This is a genomic window from Halorientalis brevis, assembly GCF_023077655.1.
Genome location: NZ_JALLGV010000009.1, coordinates 204,996 through 219,823 on the forward strand (window position 1 = coordinate 204,996; position 14,828 = coordinate 219,823).

Consider the following 14,828-nt stretch of genomic DNA (forward strand, 5'->3'; position numbering starts at 1 on the left):
CAGTCCTTCTGTTCGTCGCGGACTTACTCGTCGGGCCACTCCTCGGCACCGAGCGGGTCGCCCTCCAGGAACGCCTGGATACCGTCGCGAGCGTTGTCAGTCGTACACAGCTCGGCGAACCGCTCGTTCGAGTAGTCGATGGCCTCGTGATACTCGAGGCCGGCCATCTCGGTGACGGCCTGTTTGCCCATCTGGATGCCAACCGGGCTCTTCTCGATCATGGGTTCGGCGAGTTCCATGGCACCCTCGACGTGCTCACCCTCGGGCACGACCCGGTTGATCAGCCCCCAGTCGAGGGCCGTCTCGGCGTCGATGAGTTCGCCCGTCAGGAGCATCTCGTTGTACCGCTTGCGGGTGAGCGACGTCATCACCGGGACGGCTGGCCCCATGCAGAACAGGCCTACCTTCGGCGCTGTGGCCCCGAACTTGGTGCCGTCGGCGGCGACAGCCAGGTCACAGGCTGCGACGAGGCCGAGACCGTTGGCGGCCGCGTGGCCGTGCACCGCGGCGACGACTGGTGTGCGCATCTCAACGACGGTGTGGAACGGCTCTTCCATTCGCGCGACCCACTCCTGGTAGGCGTCCTTCGACTCGTGGTCGTCGTGCTCGGAGATGTCGATGCCCGCGGAGAAGGCGTCACCCGCACCGTCGACGACGATGGCCCGGACCTCCGGGTCGGCGTCGAGTTCGTGGAGCGCGTCGTCGAGTTCCTGCGCGAGTTGCGTACTGAAGGTATTCATCGCGTCGGGTCGCGAGAGGGTGATCCGGCCAACGTGGCCAGACCGGCCTGTCTCGACGGTCTCTCGGGTCTCGGGAGCGGGTGCGTCCGATGTCATATGGGGAGACTCGGCACCCGGGATGATAAGCACCTGTGGCGTCACGCCCACCGTACGACCGGAGCGCGAGCCGATCTGTGAGCAGCCCCTCTCGTGATAGTGCACGGTAGGAAGGCCGCCACAGCGGCACGAAGACAGCGGTTTCGTGAGGCTTTTTGGGAGTGTCACCACATCCTCCAGGCTAGATGGCTTCGGCATTCGTCGTCGTTCTGTCGAGCGTTCTCGGGGTGGTTGCGCTCGCGTCTGGCTACCGAACACTGACGGCCATCCAGGTATTTCGCTTGCTCTCATCGATCGACGCCGAGCGGCCGCCGCAGGGTGTCGATGGCGACCCAATCGCGATCGAGGGCGACCTGGTCGTCGACGAACCGATCGAACTGGGCGATCCACCCGTCGACACCATCGATTCACCGGTTGGGGCGTACGTCTGGCGGGCTCGATTTCCGGACAATACCAACCAGGGTCTCACAGCGGAAGATGGGGGGTGGCAGACACAACACTATCACACGTTCGCATCTGGCATCGAATGGGGACAGCTCGGCGTCGAGACAGGTGATCGAACCATCGCCATCAACCCGGAGCACCTCCGCAGCGCGTCCGAGAGCGAGCCGCTTGCTGCCCTGACTGTCGGGGGCATCACGAAGCGCTCACAACTCTCTGTCGACCTGTGGGATTCATGGTCCCTCTTTCTCAGGAAGCACACAGTCCATCTCCCGCTGAGTCGATTCGAGGGGACCGTAGAGCGACACAACGACGGCGTCGCGCTCGACCGATACCTCCTGGAAGCGAAACCACTGGTTCACGGAGAGACGATCAGTGTGTATGGGGAAGGACACGTCGACGAGGGTGAGTACACCGTTCGCGGGTCCGAGGACGTCCCACTCCTGCTTTCGGATCAGGGCTTCGACGGCCATCGAAGTTGGCTCGGCAAACAAGTGGCAACGAAGGGAACTATCGCCGCCTCCGTGCTCCTTGCGGCCGTGGGCGTGTGGTTTCAGGTCTACCTCCCACTACTCGCGGTCGTCGCAGCCACCGTCGTCTACATCCTGTGGCACTTCGTCGGCGACATGAAACTGTTCCTCCGGAACTGACGTTACCTGGACAGATCGCCTCTGAATCCCAATGGAAGCGTTCTATGACGCGCTCAGCCACGTGTAACGCACGATAGGGTTCAGAGCACGTACGTCTCAATGACCAAGAAGAACAGGGGGAGCAACACTGACGAGGCGAGGCGCGAGGCGATCGACAGCGACATGGGATAGAGGTTCACGGCGTCATACGTCTCGTACTGCTTGCGAAGTTCGGCGAGTTTCATCTGGAGAGGTTCGATTTCCTCCGGGTCGTCGCTCGCGAGCAGGCGAGTGCGGAGCTCGTGGATCTGTTCGCGTTTGTCGTCCAACGACTCCTGTTTGATCTCGTTCGCGCGGCGGTTGATGTACACGGTCGGGAAGGCAAACGAGCCGACGAGCAACAGTATGTAGAATCCCACGAGCGCGTAGATGACACCGCTCCCGCCGCTGACGCGGACGACGTCGAACGCGAGGGGCAATCCCAGCGCGCCGATCGAGAGGATCGACGTCGTCCGGATTGCGAAGTAGCCGATGTTGCTGAGTCCACCGAGTCCATCCGGATGTAACGGATCGATGGTGAAGTCCAGGTCGCCGATCTCGCGAATACAGAGGATCGTCGTGAGCGCCATCCGAATGCCGACAGCGGTAATCGCACCAGCCCACGCGGCGAAGAGCCCGTAGACGAAGTAGGACGGGTCGGTGTACCCGGTGACCCCGAGCGACCGGAAGTACGCATCGTTGACGATGACCGCCACCAGTACCAAGCCGGTCCAGATGGCGGTCGTTGCTCGCACATTTGCGAAGAACGCGCCGTAGTGGCCAGCGATTCGCTGGATTTCACGGTTGTCGTCGTACGGCGTGACCTCCGTGATGCGCTCGATGAACGTCGGAAAGACGACGGTGTCGTATCGCCAGATGAGGACCGCCCCAACGGCCGGTAACGTCGCTGCGAGGAGTTGACTCCCAAGGAAGATGGGTCGAACATCGGGTCCAACGAGCGCCAGAAACAGCCCAGTCAACAGGAACGGAACCAATCCAACGGTGAGCAGGATCGTTGGGAGCGCACGGAAGGGACTTCGCTCGACGATCACTCGTATGAGGCGAGTCACCCAGACTCCATCCGTCCGCTCAGCAGTGGACATGCACGTAGGCGGCAGTGGGATGTCCAGGGTGTTTAGATATTCGATATGTCTCCCGTGGAGAATTGGGTGTTATCATGATATGTGTCGAGAGAGCAGCGACCAAGTCGCGTCCTGGCGGTGGCTTGCGCAGTATCGATACCAAACGTTCTATCAGCACACCCTGCATGCCATACCCTGCAACAGCAGGTAAAGCAGGGGATCTGATAGCGCACGATAACAGCAGTTAGTTCGAACGTGTCTGCAGCAAACAGAGGATGGGTCCAACAAAACGCATCCTTTCCGAGGAGCAGAGACCAGAGTCTTTGGCAACTACGGCCCGTGTCGGTGGCAGTTGACTCAAGTGGGTGTTTGAGCGTACAGCAGGAACTTATGAGTGTGTTCGGTAGGGGCTCGTATGAAACGCCGATCGGTTCTTGCAGCGATTGGGGTAACGGGTCTCCCGACTGCTGGGTGTCTCGGCGTGCCAGGCCGTGACGGGCAATCGGACTCGTGTCCCGACGGCACTCACTTTTCCTTACAAAAGGTAACTGTGCCCCACGTCTCGAATGAGTTCAGTACCGATATCGAATCGGTACCGTACGCCGCACGGATGGTCTTGACTCGCGCACTCGCGACAGAGACTGGTGACTCTACGTCCCGGAGCTATTACGCTCTCCACCCGCCACAAGAGTACGTCGTCACGGAGTCTGGGGACTACTATCACGTCGAAACGACCGATTTCAACGCGACGGAGACAGTGGGGTACGAATATTCGGTCGAGATCGGTGTCGATGAACCATCACTCCCGAACACCAACGGCAGCCACTCATTTGCTGATCTGCCGGCTCACGATCGGGAATCGCTCCGCAGCGCTGTCGGCAATCCACATCTCCTTCACGCACCGCACTATTCGTTCTCGGTCGTGTTCGCGTACGAAAATGCGGGGGTGCGACACCGGTCGCTGTTCGTCCCGGAGACTGAGAGCCACTATCTCGAGTGGAATGATGTCTTGCTACGATTGGTCTTCGATGAGCAACGAACAGTCGAGATCACGAGCACGACCGTCTCCACGACACTTGTAGCTGAATCACCGGAGGAGTTCTTCAGGTATCTCTGCAGGGAACGCGGTACCGACCTCGGCCAGCTCACGAACGAACAGCGAGACATCGTCACGCAAGCAATCGAAGGGACGTACACTGAGTGTGGAACGGATTCGGACGCGTTCAGTACTCTCCGTGAACAACTCACGGATGAGAACAACAGACACAGCTTACTTGCTCGGTATGACGGGTCCTGGTATTTCGTTCACCTGTCCTGAGAATCGAACAGTTCTACTTACCGACAATCCGTTGATGGTTCTGACGAAGAATCTCGCGTGCTGACTAAGCACGATGTACGTAGCAGGTTCAACACCGTCTGCCTGCTCGTCGTCAGCACACCTCGCGTGTCTGCTCCTACACCAAAGTGGGAGAAGGAGGGGCAGCGAACCAATATTTATGACGTTCGCAGACATACACTGACATAGACAGACATCGATGCCGATCAACCTGAACGACACTGGTGACGAGGGTCCGGCAGTCAAACCCGGGACCAACGAACACGAACTCCTCTCGGTCCTCCTCGACCACCCTGATATGGGGTTCAGTCCAAAGGAGTTAGCAGACCTCACAGACGTCCCACATTCGAGCGTCCACAAGACCCTCTCACGGCTGCAGGACAAAGGACTCGTCCGCAAGGTCGACTCCTACTGGGCAGTTGCCGACGACGTGGCTGCCTCACGGATCGCGAACGTGGTGAGCCTCCAGCAGATCGAGGCCGAATACGGCGATGATGCGTACGGCGAGGACGATGAGTGGGCCGAGGATGCTCCTGATCTCGGGGAAAACGCATAGCGCCGATGGCGTACGCACAGGGCAGTGTCGTGCTCGCACCAGCGACGTTCAAGAGTGGCATTCACCCCTACCTCATCGTCTCGAATCGGAACCGACCGTTCTTCGGCGACCGGTACACTGTCGCGGTTATCACGTCGACGGAACGGGCACAGGCAGTCAAACTCACTGAAGACTCGCTCACAGAGGGTAAACTGAAGACCTATCCCAGCTACGTGAGTCCGTGGTCTCTACACGGCTTCCCCGATCAAGAGATCGCGAAGCGTGTCGCCCAAGTCGACGAGCAGACGATGGGTGCGGTCGCGGACAGTATAAACGACCTGACGAAGGTGCTCTAGGTTCTCACCTCCATCGAACGACTCAGGAGAGAGAACGACAGTACACTGATTACGTCAGCACACCAATTGCGAGATGTACCTCTGAGTATCGATGACGTCGAGCCCGGGGATGTCGTCCGAAGCACTGACCCGTTCAAACTCGGGCCGGACGCCCAGCGGCCGTGGCTCATCGTCAACAACTCGTCCCGCCCGTTCGCCGACGAGCAACACGTTGCCGTCGCTATTCGCGTGTTACCTGCCCATCGGCGACTTCGAACGTGGACAGCAGTGACTGGAGGTTCTCAGCTTGCTCGGCCAGTGAAGTGACATTCGAACTTACCTGTGTCATGGTCGAGGCCTGCTCTGCAGCGGTCGCAGACACACGCTCGACTTCGTCGGTGGTCGTCTGGCTGATCTCGGCGACTTCCTCCACCATCGACACGGCTTCTTCGGTACTGGCGGCCTGGGCGTCGGTTGCGTTGCTGATCTCCTGGACACCGCGGTCGGTTTCCTCGGCGTTCTCCGCCACCTGTGTGAAGGCATCGACGACTTCCTGGACGGCACTAACCGACTCCTCCACGTGCTGTTGGGCTGTCTTCACTTCCTCGACAGTCCGGTCCGTCTGGGCCTGGACGTCCGAGATGAGCTGCTCAATCTCGCTGGCTGAGGCGTGAGTTTCGTCGGCCAACTGCTTGACCTCGTCTGCGACGACGGCGAATCCCTCACCGTCGCCCGCACCCCCGTCGTTCCCGGCACGGGCAGCTTCGATATTGGCGTTCAGGGCTAAGATGTTGGTCTGTTCGGCGATGTCACCGATGAGTTCGACGATCTCACCGATTTCAGCCATCTGCTCATCGAGCGCTTCGACGTTGTCGACCGTCACGTCGATCGCATCCCGGACTTCTCGCGCATCCGTGATTGCTTTCTGTGCCGTTTGCTCACCAGTCTCGGCAACAGCCGCCGTTTCCTGGGAGTTGCTGGCGACCGTCTCGGCAGAGGCGGCCACTTCTTCGACCGTTGCTGACATGTCGTTCATCTCTGTGGATAACTCGTCGAGCATTTCCCGTTGCTCGGCCGTGCCGCTCGAAATCTCCTGGATCGCATCGCTCACTGCCTCGCTGGCCTGCGTGACCTCCTCGGTCCCGGCGTTGACCTCCTCGCTCGTGGCTGCGACGTCCTGGCCGAACGCCTGAATGTCTCGCATGGCCGATTCCGTCTCCTCGAGCATCTCGTTGAACGACTCGGCGATCTCGGTCATTGCGTCACTCTCACTCTGCGGATCCAACCGGACGGCGAGGTCACCGTCGGCCGCCCGTGCCATCATGGCGCTGTAGGCTTCGGCTTTGGTTTCGAGATGCTCGTTCAACTGCGCAACCTCCTTCTGTTTGGCTTCCGCTGCTGCCTGTGCCTGTTGGGCCTGGGCTTTCGCCTGCTCGATCTCCGCCTGCTTGGCTTCGAGACTCTCGACCTGGTCGGTTTTCTCTTTGGCCTCCTGAAGCTGTTTCCGAGCTTCTTCCCGGGACCGCTCGGTCGAATACCACTGCGTCATCAAGGCCACCGCGAGCGCCAGGATGAACGTCGCGTGGATACTCGCCCAGGCCCACGGGTTATTGATGGCAGCGGCGTGGTTGTACACCAGCTCCGGACTCGTCATGCCGTAGTACCCGTGCTGGAATGCAACGTACCCGATGCCGAGGAGGAACGGCAGCCAGTCCTCGTAGACCGCAACCACAGCCATCATCACGAAAAAGTGGAAGTGCGCTTCGATGTAGCCCCCCGAGAAGTAGACCAGGGTCGCGGAGGCAGTCAACAACCCCAACGTCGCAAACCCGGTCCGTTCCCGTCGTCCCACGCGCGTCCAGCTCCCCACGATCGCGAAACAGAGGAGACCGGTCATCGCAATGAAGACGATGGCCAGGGGGAATTCAGGGATCGTCGCCCCCGTAATCAGCGACTCAGTTCCATCGTAGATCCCAAGAAGAAAGAGAAACGGCATGTGGGCGACGAGGAGAATGAGGATGTTCCGGTGACGCCCCTTCCAGGTCTCGTCCGGAATCGAGTCCCCGTCTGGAATGTATCTGATGAATTCGTGGAGCTTGCTGTTCCACTGACGCACGAGAGAACGGCTAGAACGAGAATCATCGACGGCGTTGTCCATATCAATCCGACCTATGCTCCGTGGAAAAGCGTTCGGACCGACTCATGTCTCACACCGGTCAAAAGCCGCTCTTGCCCTCGGCTTCGGGCCCGAACTGAACGTCAGTATGTCACGGCCCTGGTCCGAAGTCGTTTCGACACCGGAAGCCATACCCTGCAGGACGGGACAAACGCCCCACATCGAGACGAGGTCTCGGCACTCTTCGTTCCAGTTCGGCATGGCATCGAGTGCATTGTTACCCCCGGCCAGTCGTTGCAAGCGCGCGGTCTCGACGCCCGCGAGGGCCGTGGAACCGGTCCGAGCGCCGCGCGACTGACCCGAGAGGCAGCAGGGCGGGTGGCTGGTATTTATCATCGACATGACGAATGGTAATCGAACCGCCGCTGCTCACTGTACCTGCGAACTGAACAGAAATGTTGATTGAGTATCAGTCGACATTGCGCGTATGAGCCCTGAAGTTTGGTTTCTCCTCCTCCTGTTCGTAATAGTCACTGTTCCTGTATTCCTCGGCGTAATCGCCTTCATTAACCGTGATACTGAAGGAAACACGGAAGAGGAATTGGAAGAACTGAAACAGCGGGTCGAAGAACTCGAAGCAAAGCAGGACTAACTACGTCCGTTAGGTTCCTCATCTGTACTGATCGATTCAAGAGTTCCGTGGCCAGCGTTCTATTCCACGCGTTACCGAGAAATCCGTGCCGTGTAAGCGGGGCTGCCTGTCGATCGGCGATTGATTTTCCGAATTGTCACCAGTCCGGCTGTATGCGACTCCCAGTGGCAGCCCTCTCTCGTTCGATTATCGACCGCACCGGCGCTGCGTTCGATCGGCAGACCATCCCGCCGCAATCGGGCGGTTACACCCCGTGAAGTATGGGCGTTGCAGGGCCTTGTTCGATCATCGAACGACTCGATCTTCCAGGTTGAGGCAGGGGAATTCGGGCGGTTCAGAGCCAGCAGATCTTGAAGGCTCTAGACACATACTCGAACCTGTGCCGAATGCACAGCGCAGAATCAGCGACCAGCAGTGATGCTCAATACAGGGAATAGCCGGACACACGTCGCCGAGATAGCATAACGGTTAAAAATTAATTCTCCAATCATTCAGGCCATGAGTACTGATTCAATACCGAAACTCATCGTCGACGAGAAAGTGGAGTTAGCTGTGTCTCTTCTGGGAATTTTCGCGGTCTGTGCCGCCACTTACCACGTGGGAAAGACTGGAAACTGGGAACCACTGTCGGCGGCATCGATCGGTTTAGCACTCGTCGTCCTGTTCTTAACCTCTGAGAGCTAATCCGGCTTCGTGAACAGTGAGTTCAGCATTGATTGAGCGGTAGCAATCAGCATTTCAAGCTGCATACACCTTCTGTATGCGGGACGCCAGATCTGCCAGTAGATCAGTATCTCACACTGAGAGCCGGCAACTGGAATTAGCCCACTCTGTTGGCCCGCCAGACACGCGACTACTAGAGGGGGAGTTCTAGATCGGCACCACTACGTCCAGTGAATCTCCTCGATCGAGGCGTTATCAGCGGAAGCGACGACAGTGCCGACTTGCTCACCGTCGTCCCGCTGCTCGACATCGATCTGCTCGTACCCTTCGGTGACGACGCGACTGACGTCTGCTTCCAGGGCATCGGCTTCCTCTACGCCAAGGCGGTTCTGACCACCGAGCGTCCGGACAACGATCGGGTACTCAGGCATGGCCCGACCGTAGGGGAATCGGGACGAAGTGTCTGTCGTTGTCCGAAAGGCACTGGACCAGGGGAAGCTCGGAAGGGTGTGGCTGCTGCCCGAACGTCGTGAGGGCAGGAGCGGAGGGCGAGGAGGTGGGCCGCTGGGTGGCGGCGAACACCGGTGCCCGACCGCTCCATCGCTCCGGGCGGGATCTGAAACAACGACGCACGCCAGATACACACTCCGCTACTCGACTGATCCACCACTGAACACACAGCACCTCCTCAACGCCAAAAAAGAAGCCAGAGATGGGCCTACACCGGCTCGTCCGCGGGGAAGGCGTAACTGTCGCCAGTCAGCGCAACCGAACAGCGACCCTGATACTAGTTCTTGGCCGCGTTCGATCGACTTCCGATACCGCCCGAATCGGGATGACTGTCCCGAGATCGCGCTGGCAGACTCATCCAGATCGACACTGAGCGCACCGAGTCGCGGGAGCGGCGTCCGTGGGCGCTTCACCGAGTGCTCACGAGCGGCCTGGCTCGGTGGGAAAGCCGTAACTAAATGCACCAGACATCGAACGTAGTGAACGGAGAATTCAGGACTACTGCTCTCGCTTGCGAGACGGAGTGGCTAAAAAGTAGTGCGAAGTCCTTTGTTACCACACTAACACGTCTTATTCGTATGACTGAGAGTGATGAGACAACGACGACAGTCGTGCAGCAGGCGAATCAACATTCGCTCGTGGTTCGGTTCCTCTGGTGGCTGCTCGTCGGATGGTGGGCGTCTGGTATTGTGCTCGCGGTCGCTTGGATTCTGAACGTGACTGTCGTGGGGATTCCACTGGGGATCAAACTGATCAACAAAGTGCCCTTCGTTCTCACGCTGAAAAAACAGGAGACGACGCAGGTGATCACCCAGACGGGCGAGCAGACGACTGTCGAAGTTACTGGCCCTGCGCAGCATAACCTCCTGCTTCGGGCAGTGTACTTCTTGCTCGTGGGGTGGTGGTTTAGTGGCGTCTGGATGGGTATATCGTGGCTCATCTCACTGACGGTGATCGGGCTGCCGCTCTCGCTCTGGATGCTTGACCGATTACCGTTCGTCGTGTCCCTCTACAAACTAGAGAACTGAACCGCAACCCCTGCGGAACGCACCGAGTCGCGGGAAGGAGTCCGGGGGCTTTCTGGGTTCGTGAATCACCCTCACCACCTGACAGCCCCACCGCCAGCTAACACAGGAGTCATCATCGGGTTCATCAGGACGAGACAGCCGAACCCAGTTACTCGTCTCGCAGGTGTTCGAGGATCTGCAGGAATCGGAAGGCGGGCTCGTCGTCGCTCTTCTTGGTCGAGGCCGCCTTCTGCCGGAGGGCACCGACACGATCAGCGTAGCCGCGATTAACGACGAGGTCGATGGTTACAGGAGCGGCCCACGAATACGACTCCCTGTATGGAACACGAGTGGTGGCAGCAGTGGCACATCTGCAAACTCAGATGCTCGCCAACAGGAGTTGGAACGCCTTGGGAAGGACGATACTGAGCAAGAGTTGTGACCAGATGCTAAACGTCGCCGGATACTCCCTGGTGGCGCTCACCCGCTCCATCCGCTGCTCGATCTCGTCGACCGTCTCCTGCTTCCCGTCGGCGATGCTGAACGATTTGATGTCCCACGGGTTCTGGATATACTCCTGTCGGAGCCGCTCGAGGCGCCACAGCTCGTCCCGTTTCTCGCGACGCATGAACCGGTGGAGTGTGAACACGGCAAAGGCGACGGTGAGAACCGTCCCCAGCCAGACGGCGGTGAACATGACGTTCGTCGTCGCGGTGCGACTCATCTCGGACAGCACGATCACCGGCCCATACGCGATGAGTGCGAACAGCGTCAATCCAGCGACCATGTAGTAGTAGGTATGCTTGATGAGCTCGCCGAACGGACGGAGCCCACCGAGGTTTTCCGGATCCAGAAAATGAACGCCGACGTCTGAGTGCCAGAGCCTCCACGGGGCGAGGAGTTCGATCGAGAGATACACTGCGAGGAATTGCGCGAAAATCGTCGCCCAAATCGGGTTGACGACCATGTACCCGATGACGACCGGCAAGCCATACTGTTCGTAAATCACCCCGGGACCCCCAAGCGCCAGGACACGGGTGAAGTTCAGGACGAGGGACGCCACGAAAAACAGCCACGGGAGCCATCCCGGCACGATGTCGAGCAGTTTGGCAGGCTCGCTCGCGCGCTGTTCGATCTCCATCTGCTGCATCACGTGGTGGTAGCGACGGCGTAACGCGCGCGCCCCATAGACGGCCATGAGCAACGCGATCGGCTGCAAGAAGAGAAACGGGTTTTTCAGATATGCGACTGTGTCGCCAGCGACGTACGCATAGGAGTTCCCGATCGGTTCGATCGTGGTGATCAACACGATGGCGTAGAGATACGACGGTGGCAGCCCGCCAGGGAGCCGATCCGATAGCCACCCGAACCCAAGAGCCCGGGCGATCCGGTCCAACCACAAGTCGGCATCAAACTCGCGTTCGGGCAGTTCCGGATTGGTGTGGAGCGATGGTGCGTCCTGAACGCTGGGATGCTGTTCAGAAACAGAGGGGGTGGATTCCTCTCCCATGTGGTAGTGTGACATCGTAGGAAAGTCAGCGAAATAAACATAGCGAACCTTAAATATCAATTTCGTGAATTCACCAGACAGTCGAGCGAAGATCTGCAGTGACTCCCGGCGTGACCAGCGATGCAGTGCGCAAACTGCTGCACCCTGTCGCCCACTGACTAGTGCGGGGAGAGCACAGGTTGCAGACGCCGTTGCTCAAGACACATGCGTAGTAACCTACCGGGAACGCCACGGCCTGTGACTCGCCCGAGCCACGGTGTTTGTTTGCTCCTGGGCCTGTGCCGCCGCTACATGTTCCTCACGAGACAAGACCCTGGCCGGTCACCAGTGCTCTTACGAGTGACGGCAATCACGGGGCTGGTCACCGTTCTCGTTGCCGGCCAGTTCGCGGTGCTGTATGCGTCTCTGTACTTGCTCGTCACGCAGCCAGCGGAGGAGACACATCCGCTCGCGTACCCGCCGTTGTGGTTCGTCGGACTCATGATGGGAGCCGCTGCGGTCGTCCTCTGGCGCGCACACCAGGGTGTTTGGGGCGATTATGTAGCGGGCTTCACGGTCGGTGGCTTCGTGCTCCTTGTGTTTGCGACAGTGTCGATGACCGGCGTGTGCGAAACAGGCGATGCCAGCATGGCCGAGCCCACCGTCCCCACGCTCGAATTCGGCTGGATGTGGTACTCCCAGGGGTATTCCTCGCCGAATATCGGGTCCCCCGCCATCCACGCGGTGAAAACGACCGGGTGGAACTGTACTGGCTCCCTTGGTATACTGCCAATGGTCATCGGCTATCCGGCGCTGGCTACAGGGCTGTGGCTGCACCGCTGGCTCGACGATGCCCTCGAGTGGGCTGTGACTGTCATCAACGCACGGTTTCAGCCAGCCTGGTACAAACGTGGCCCGCTGCAGTGGGGAGTCCCGGACGTCGCAAACTGCGGAGACAGCGGCAGTGATGACCCGCCTCGAGGGCAAGTGATGAGAGACGCTCTGTGTCACGGCATCACGAGATCGGAGAGTCTCGAACGACCCCGAGACACTCGCCCTGCAAACCTGTAGAAGAACCTGACTGTTATCTGATGCCGGGCAGATAAGCCGGTATGAATCGACGACGCCGGCGCACCCTCACCTCTCTGGTGCTCATAATTGCTCTGTGCCAGTGTGCACGCTGGTCTACCTGTGGGGGATGCGAACCCTGGAGGGACAGACTGTGGGCGTCATACACGCGCTCCAGGTCGTCATCCAGCTGTTCACGACGTTCGGGTTCGGCGCGGACGCGCCCTGGCAGAGTCCAGCGATGGAACTGCTGATGGTCGGAATGAAGTGGGCCGGCGCGTTCGTCATCGCCATGCCACTGGCGCTGTTCGTCGTCCCCTGGATCACAGAGCGACTCCGCTCGCACACCGAGTAGAAATCGTCGTGGCCCGTGCCGAAGCCAGCGAGACAGTTGCCGGCCGAAAGATCGCGTGACAGATTAGCTGGGAAATGGAGGCACCGAACAGAGCAGCGCCGGTGACCACCCCCACGTGTCACCCAGCGTTACTCTTCGAAGTACAGTCGCCCGATGGCCAATGGGCTGGCCTGGCGGTCTGAGTGGACATGTCCAGGGCGCGCCTGCGTGGTCGCGACAGCGGCCCTCCCGATCAGGCGCCACCGCACCGGCAGCGGAAACCCAGTGGACGCCCCTTGATGGCTGCACTCGTCGAAGTCCGCCGGAGTGCGCCGGGTTCCGCCAGACCACTTATTTATACGTTTCTACACTCTGCAGGCGTGGGCGGAACGGGACCGCTGTTTATTATCGCCGGTTGAGACGTACCGGATGGATGTCACCAGACGACGAACGGTCCTCGCGACGCGCAGTCCTCCAAGCCTGTGGCGGGGCGTTGGCAACCGGGCTCACTGCCCTCAGCGGCTGTGGCAGTCTGCCACCGCTGGGGCCAGAGATCAAGTACGGTAGCGTAACAGTCCCAACCGCCGGGGAGGCAACCTACCAGAAATGGCTTCCTGCCGCCGAGACCTTTCCCCCAGCGGCCGACGTCGACGATGGCTACGACGTCCAGGTGTACGCACCGCCGCCGGATGCTGCCCCAGACTGGACGAGAAACAACTATCAACGCCACCATTTGGTCTCCAGCACTGACTTTGTCGGTGTGGGGATCGACGACGTCGATCTCGCTCTCGGAACAGACGTAGCAGCGGTGTTGCTCGGTGACATCCCAACGCTAGACGTCCACGAGACGCTCGCACAGACGAGCTACGAACCGGTCGGGACTGACGGGAACTACGAGATCTACACGCGACCGGACACTGAGCGCGCAGTTGGCGTCAGCAGCGATGCAGTCGTGTTCGGGACCGGCAGCCCAGCCCGGGAGAACCTGACCACGGTCCTGGCCGCCCGACGTGGTGACGTCCCGCGGTACGACGCCCAGAACTCCGACTTTGCGACGGTAGCGGCGCACACGGGCGTCCGCCGGTGGGCATGGCTCTGGCCGGGCGAGATTCGAGGGACGTTCCGACGCTACGAGAACGTCAAGGCAGACATCGAGGGGCTGGGGATGGCGTTCGACCACGACGAGTCCGGGGCGTACTACGTCGAAACGTGGCTGTTCCCATCGGAGTACGACGTCACTGTTGGGGAGGTCAAGACAGCGCTCAAACAACACGGCCAGGCGGTCAATGCCACCGCCGTGGATGTCGACGTCTCGGGGCGGACAGCCACCATCGCGATGACCGCTCCGATCGAGGAATTTCGGGAGGACTACAGTCCCGGTGCGCTGACACCGTCCGTCACCTGGAGCGCGAAATACAGTGCTGACGCCCAGCGCCTCACGATCACTCACGAAGCCGGCGACTCGATTCCCCTCGACACGCTCACGATTCAGGACCACGGTGTCGACCCGATCGAGACGGGTCCAGGCGTTGGAGAGCGGCTTGACCCAGGCGAGTTGCTGACAGTGACCACAGCTCAGTTCGAGGCCGGCGCAACCGTCCGCGTGCTGTATGAGCCTTCTCACGAGCAACCGGCATTGCTACTCTACGAATACGAATTGCCATGAGAACCACGACCGCCCCCGTCGACTCCACCGGCAGTCCAACCGCCGGACGAGCGTCCAGGACACCGATAGTTATGACACCACCATCCGATC

15 protein-coding genes are annotated in these 14,828 nt (G+C 59.9%); 10 read left to right on the forward strand and 5 right to left on the reverse strand.

Features of this window, described 5'->3' with window-relative positions; all coding sequences use genetic code 11:
- Positions 1 to 23: 23 nt before the first annotated feature.
- Positions 24 to 836 (reverse strand): enoyl-CoA hydratase/isomerase family protein, encoded by an 813-nt coding sequence (locus MU553_RS20820; RefSeq protein ID WP_247381280.1) that lies wholly within the window; start codon positions 834 to 836, stop codon positions 24 to 26.
- Positions 837 to 1,021: 185 nt separating this feature from the next.
- Between MU553_RS20820 and MU553_RS20825 the strand changes: the two genes are divergently transcribed.
- Positions 1,022 to 1,927: a hypothetical protein gene (locus MU553_RS20825; RefSeq protein WP_247381282.1), complete on the forward strand. Its 906-nt coding sequence runs from the start codon at positions 1,022 to 1,024 to the stop codon at positions 1,925 to 1,927.
- 80 nt (positions 1,928 to 2,007) lie between these two features.
- Here the strand turns inward: MU553_RS20825 and MU553_RS20830 are convergent, their stop codons facing one another.
- Positions 2,008 to 3,015 (reverse strand): hypothetical protein, encoded by a 1,008-nt coding sequence (locus tag MU553_RS20830; RefSeq protein ID WP_247381284.1) that lies wholly within the window; start codon positions 3,013 to 3,015, stop codon positions 2,008 to 2,010.
- A 427-nt stretch (positions 3,016 to 3,442) separates the two neighbouring features.
- Here MU553_RS20830 and MU553_RS20835 point away from each other — a divergent pair, with 427 nt between their 5' ends.
- The 3 genes from MU553_RS20835 (at position 3,443) to MU553_RS20845 (ending at position 5,254) form a co-directional block, all read left to right on the forward strand.
- The gene (locus MU553_RS20835; protein WP_247381286.1) at positions 3,443 to 4,345 is read left to right on the forward strand and encodes a hypothetical protein; all 903 of its coding nucleotides are present in this window, start codon (positions 3,443 to 3,445) and stop codon (positions 4,343 to 4,345) included.
- 217 nt (positions 4,346 to 4,562) lie between these two features.
- Positions 4,563 to 4,919, forward strand: coding sequence for a MarR family transcriptional regulator (locus MU553_RS20840; protein WP_247381288.1), 357 nt, complete (start codon positions 4,563 to 4,565; stop codon positions 4,917 to 4,919).
- A 5-nt stretch (positions 4,920 to 4,924) separates the two neighbouring features.
- Positions 4,925 to 5,254 (forward strand): type II toxin-antitoxin system PemK/MazF family toxin, encoded by a 330-nt coding sequence (locus MU553_RS20845; protein WP_247381289.1) that lies wholly within the window; start codon positions 4,925 to 4,927, stop codon positions 5,252 to 5,254.
- A gap of 220 nt (positions 5,255 to 5,474) precedes the next feature.
- Here the strand turns inward: MU553_RS20845 and MU553_RS20850 are convergent, their stop codons facing one another.
- A complete protein-coding gene (locus MU553_RS20850) occupies positions 5,475 to 7,391 on the reverse strand; it encodes a methyl-accepting chemotaxis protein (RefSeq protein ID WP_247381291.1) in 1,917 nt (638 codons plus the stop codon).
- 445 nt (positions 7,392 to 7,836) lie between these two features.
- Here MU553_RS20850 and MU553_RS20855 point away from each other — a divergent pair, with 445 nt between their 5' ends.
- Together MU553_RS20855 and MU553_RS20860 are read left to right on the forward strand one after the other, a co-directional pair.
- The gene (locus MU553_RS20855; RefSeq protein ID WP_247381293.1) at positions 7,837 to 8,001 is read left to right on the forward strand and encodes a hypothetical protein; all 165 of its coding nucleotides are present in this window, start codon (positions 7,837 to 7,839) and stop codon (positions 7,999 to 8,001) included.
- A 498-nt stretch (positions 8,002 to 8,499) separates the two neighbouring features.
- Entirely contained in the window at positions 8,500 to 8,685 is a 186-nt protein-coding gene (locus MU553_RS20860) for a hypothetical protein (RefSeq protein WP_247381295.1), read from the forward strand.
- Positions 8,686 to 8,885: 200 nt separating this feature from the next.
- Here MU553_RS20860 and MU553_RS20865 read toward each other — a convergent pair whose 3' ends face one another.
- Positions 8,886 to 9,095, reverse strand: coding sequence for a hypothetical protein (locus MU553_RS20865; RefSeq protein ID WP_247381296.1), 210 nt, complete (start codon positions 9,093 to 9,095; stop codon positions 8,886 to 8,888).
- A gap of 657 nt (positions 9,096 to 9,752) precedes the next feature.
- Between MU553_RS20865 and MU553_RS20870 the strand changes: the two genes are divergently transcribed.
- Entirely contained in the window at positions 9,753 to 10,202 is a 450-nt protein-coding gene (locus MU553_RS20870) for a YccF domain-containing protein (protein ID WP_247381298.1), read from the forward strand.
- Between the two features lie 358 nt (positions 10,203 to 10,560).
- On the opposite strand, the gene MU553_RS20875 is transcribed toward MU553_RS20870, so the two are convergent.
- Positions 10,561 to 11,691, reverse strand: a complete 1,131-nt coding sequence (locus tag MU553_RS20875; RefSeq protein ID WP_247381300.1) for a hypothetical protein — start codon at positions 11,689 to 11,691, stop codon at positions 10,561 to 10,563.
- A 339-nt stretch (positions 11,692 to 12,030) separates the two neighbouring features.
- Here MU553_RS20875 and MU553_RS20880 point away from each other — a divergent pair, with 339 nt between their 5' ends.
- The 3 genes from MU553_RS20880 to MU553_RS20890 all read left to right on the forward strand — a co-directional run bounded on the left by MU553_RS20880 (position 12,031) and on the right by MU553_RS20890 (position 14,738).
- A complete protein-coding gene (locus MU553_RS20880) occupies positions 12,031 to 12,741 on the forward strand; it encodes a hypothetical protein (RefSeq protein WP_247381301.1) in 711 nt (236 codons plus the stop codon).
- Positions 12,742 to 12,892: 151 nt separating this feature from the next.
- Complete coding sequence (locus tag MU553_RS20885) at positions 12,893 to 13,093, forward strand: hypothetical protein (protein ID WP_247381302.1); 201 nt, start codon at positions 12,893 to 12,895, stop codon at positions 13,091 to 13,093.
- 412 nt (positions 13,094 to 13,505) lie between these two features.
- Positions 13,506 to 14,738 carry a hypothetical protein gene (locus tag MU553_RS20890; RefSeq protein WP_247381303.1) on the forward strand — a complete coding sequence of 411 codons (1,233 nt, stop codon included), beginning with the start codon at positions 13,506 to 13,508 and terminating at the stop codon, positions 14,736 to 14,738.
- Positions 14,739 to 14,828: the final 90 nt, after the last annotated feature.

What these genes read in the sequence shown, in the direction of transcription:
- MU553_RS20820 (WP_247381280.1), bottom strand. Translation starts at nt 836, where the DNA reads ATGACATCGGACGCACCCGCTCCCGAGACCCGAGAGACCGTCGAGACA.
- MU553_RS20825 (WP_247381282.1), top strand. Translation starts at nt 1,022, where the DNA reads ATGGCTTCGGCATTCGTCGTCGTTCTGTCGAGCGTTCTCGGGGTGGTT.
- MU553_RS20835 (WP_247381286.1), top strand. Translation starts at nt 3,443, where the DNA reads ATGAAACGCCGATCGGTTCTTGCAGCGATTGGGGTAACGGGTCTCCCG.
- MU553_RS20840 (WP_247381288.1), top strand. Translation starts at nt 4,563, where the DNA reads ATGCCGATCAACCTGAACGACACTGGTGACGAGGGTCCGGCAGTCAAA.
- MU553_RS20845 (WP_247381289.1), top strand. Translation starts at nt 4,925, where the DNA reads ATGGCGTACGCACAGGGCAGTGTCGTGCTCGCACCAGCGACGTTCAAG.
- MU553_RS20850 (WP_247381291.1), bottom strand. Translation starts at nt 7,391, where the DNA reads ATGGACAACGCCGTCGATGATTCTCGTTCTAGCCGTTCTCTCGTGCGT.
- MU553_RS20855 (WP_247381293.1), top strand. Translation starts at nt 7,837, where the DNA reads ATGAGCCCTGAAGTTTGGTTTCTCCTCCTCCTGTTCGTAATAGTCACT.
- MU553_RS20860 (WP_247381295.1), top strand. Translation starts at nt 8,500, where the DNA reads ATGAGTACTGATTCAATACCGAAACTCATCGTCGACGAGAAAGTGGAG.
- MU553_RS20865 (WP_247381296.1), bottom strand. Translation starts at nt 9,095, where the DNA reads ATGCCTGAGTACCCGATCGTTGTCCGGACGCTCGGTGGTCAGAACCGC.
- MU553_RS20870 (WP_247381298.1), top strand. Translation starts at nt 9,753, where the DNA reads ATGACTGAGAGTGATGAGACAACGACGACAGTCGTGCAGCAGGCGAAT.
- MU553_RS20875 (WP_247381300.1), bottom strand. Translation starts at nt 11,691, where the DNA reads ATGGGAGAGGAATCCACCCCCTCTGTTTCTGAACAGCATCCCAGCGTT.
- MU553_RS20890 (WP_247381303.1), top strand. Translation starts at nt 13,506, where the DNA reads ATGTCACCAGACGACGAACGGTCCTCGCGACGCGCAGTCCTCCAAGCC.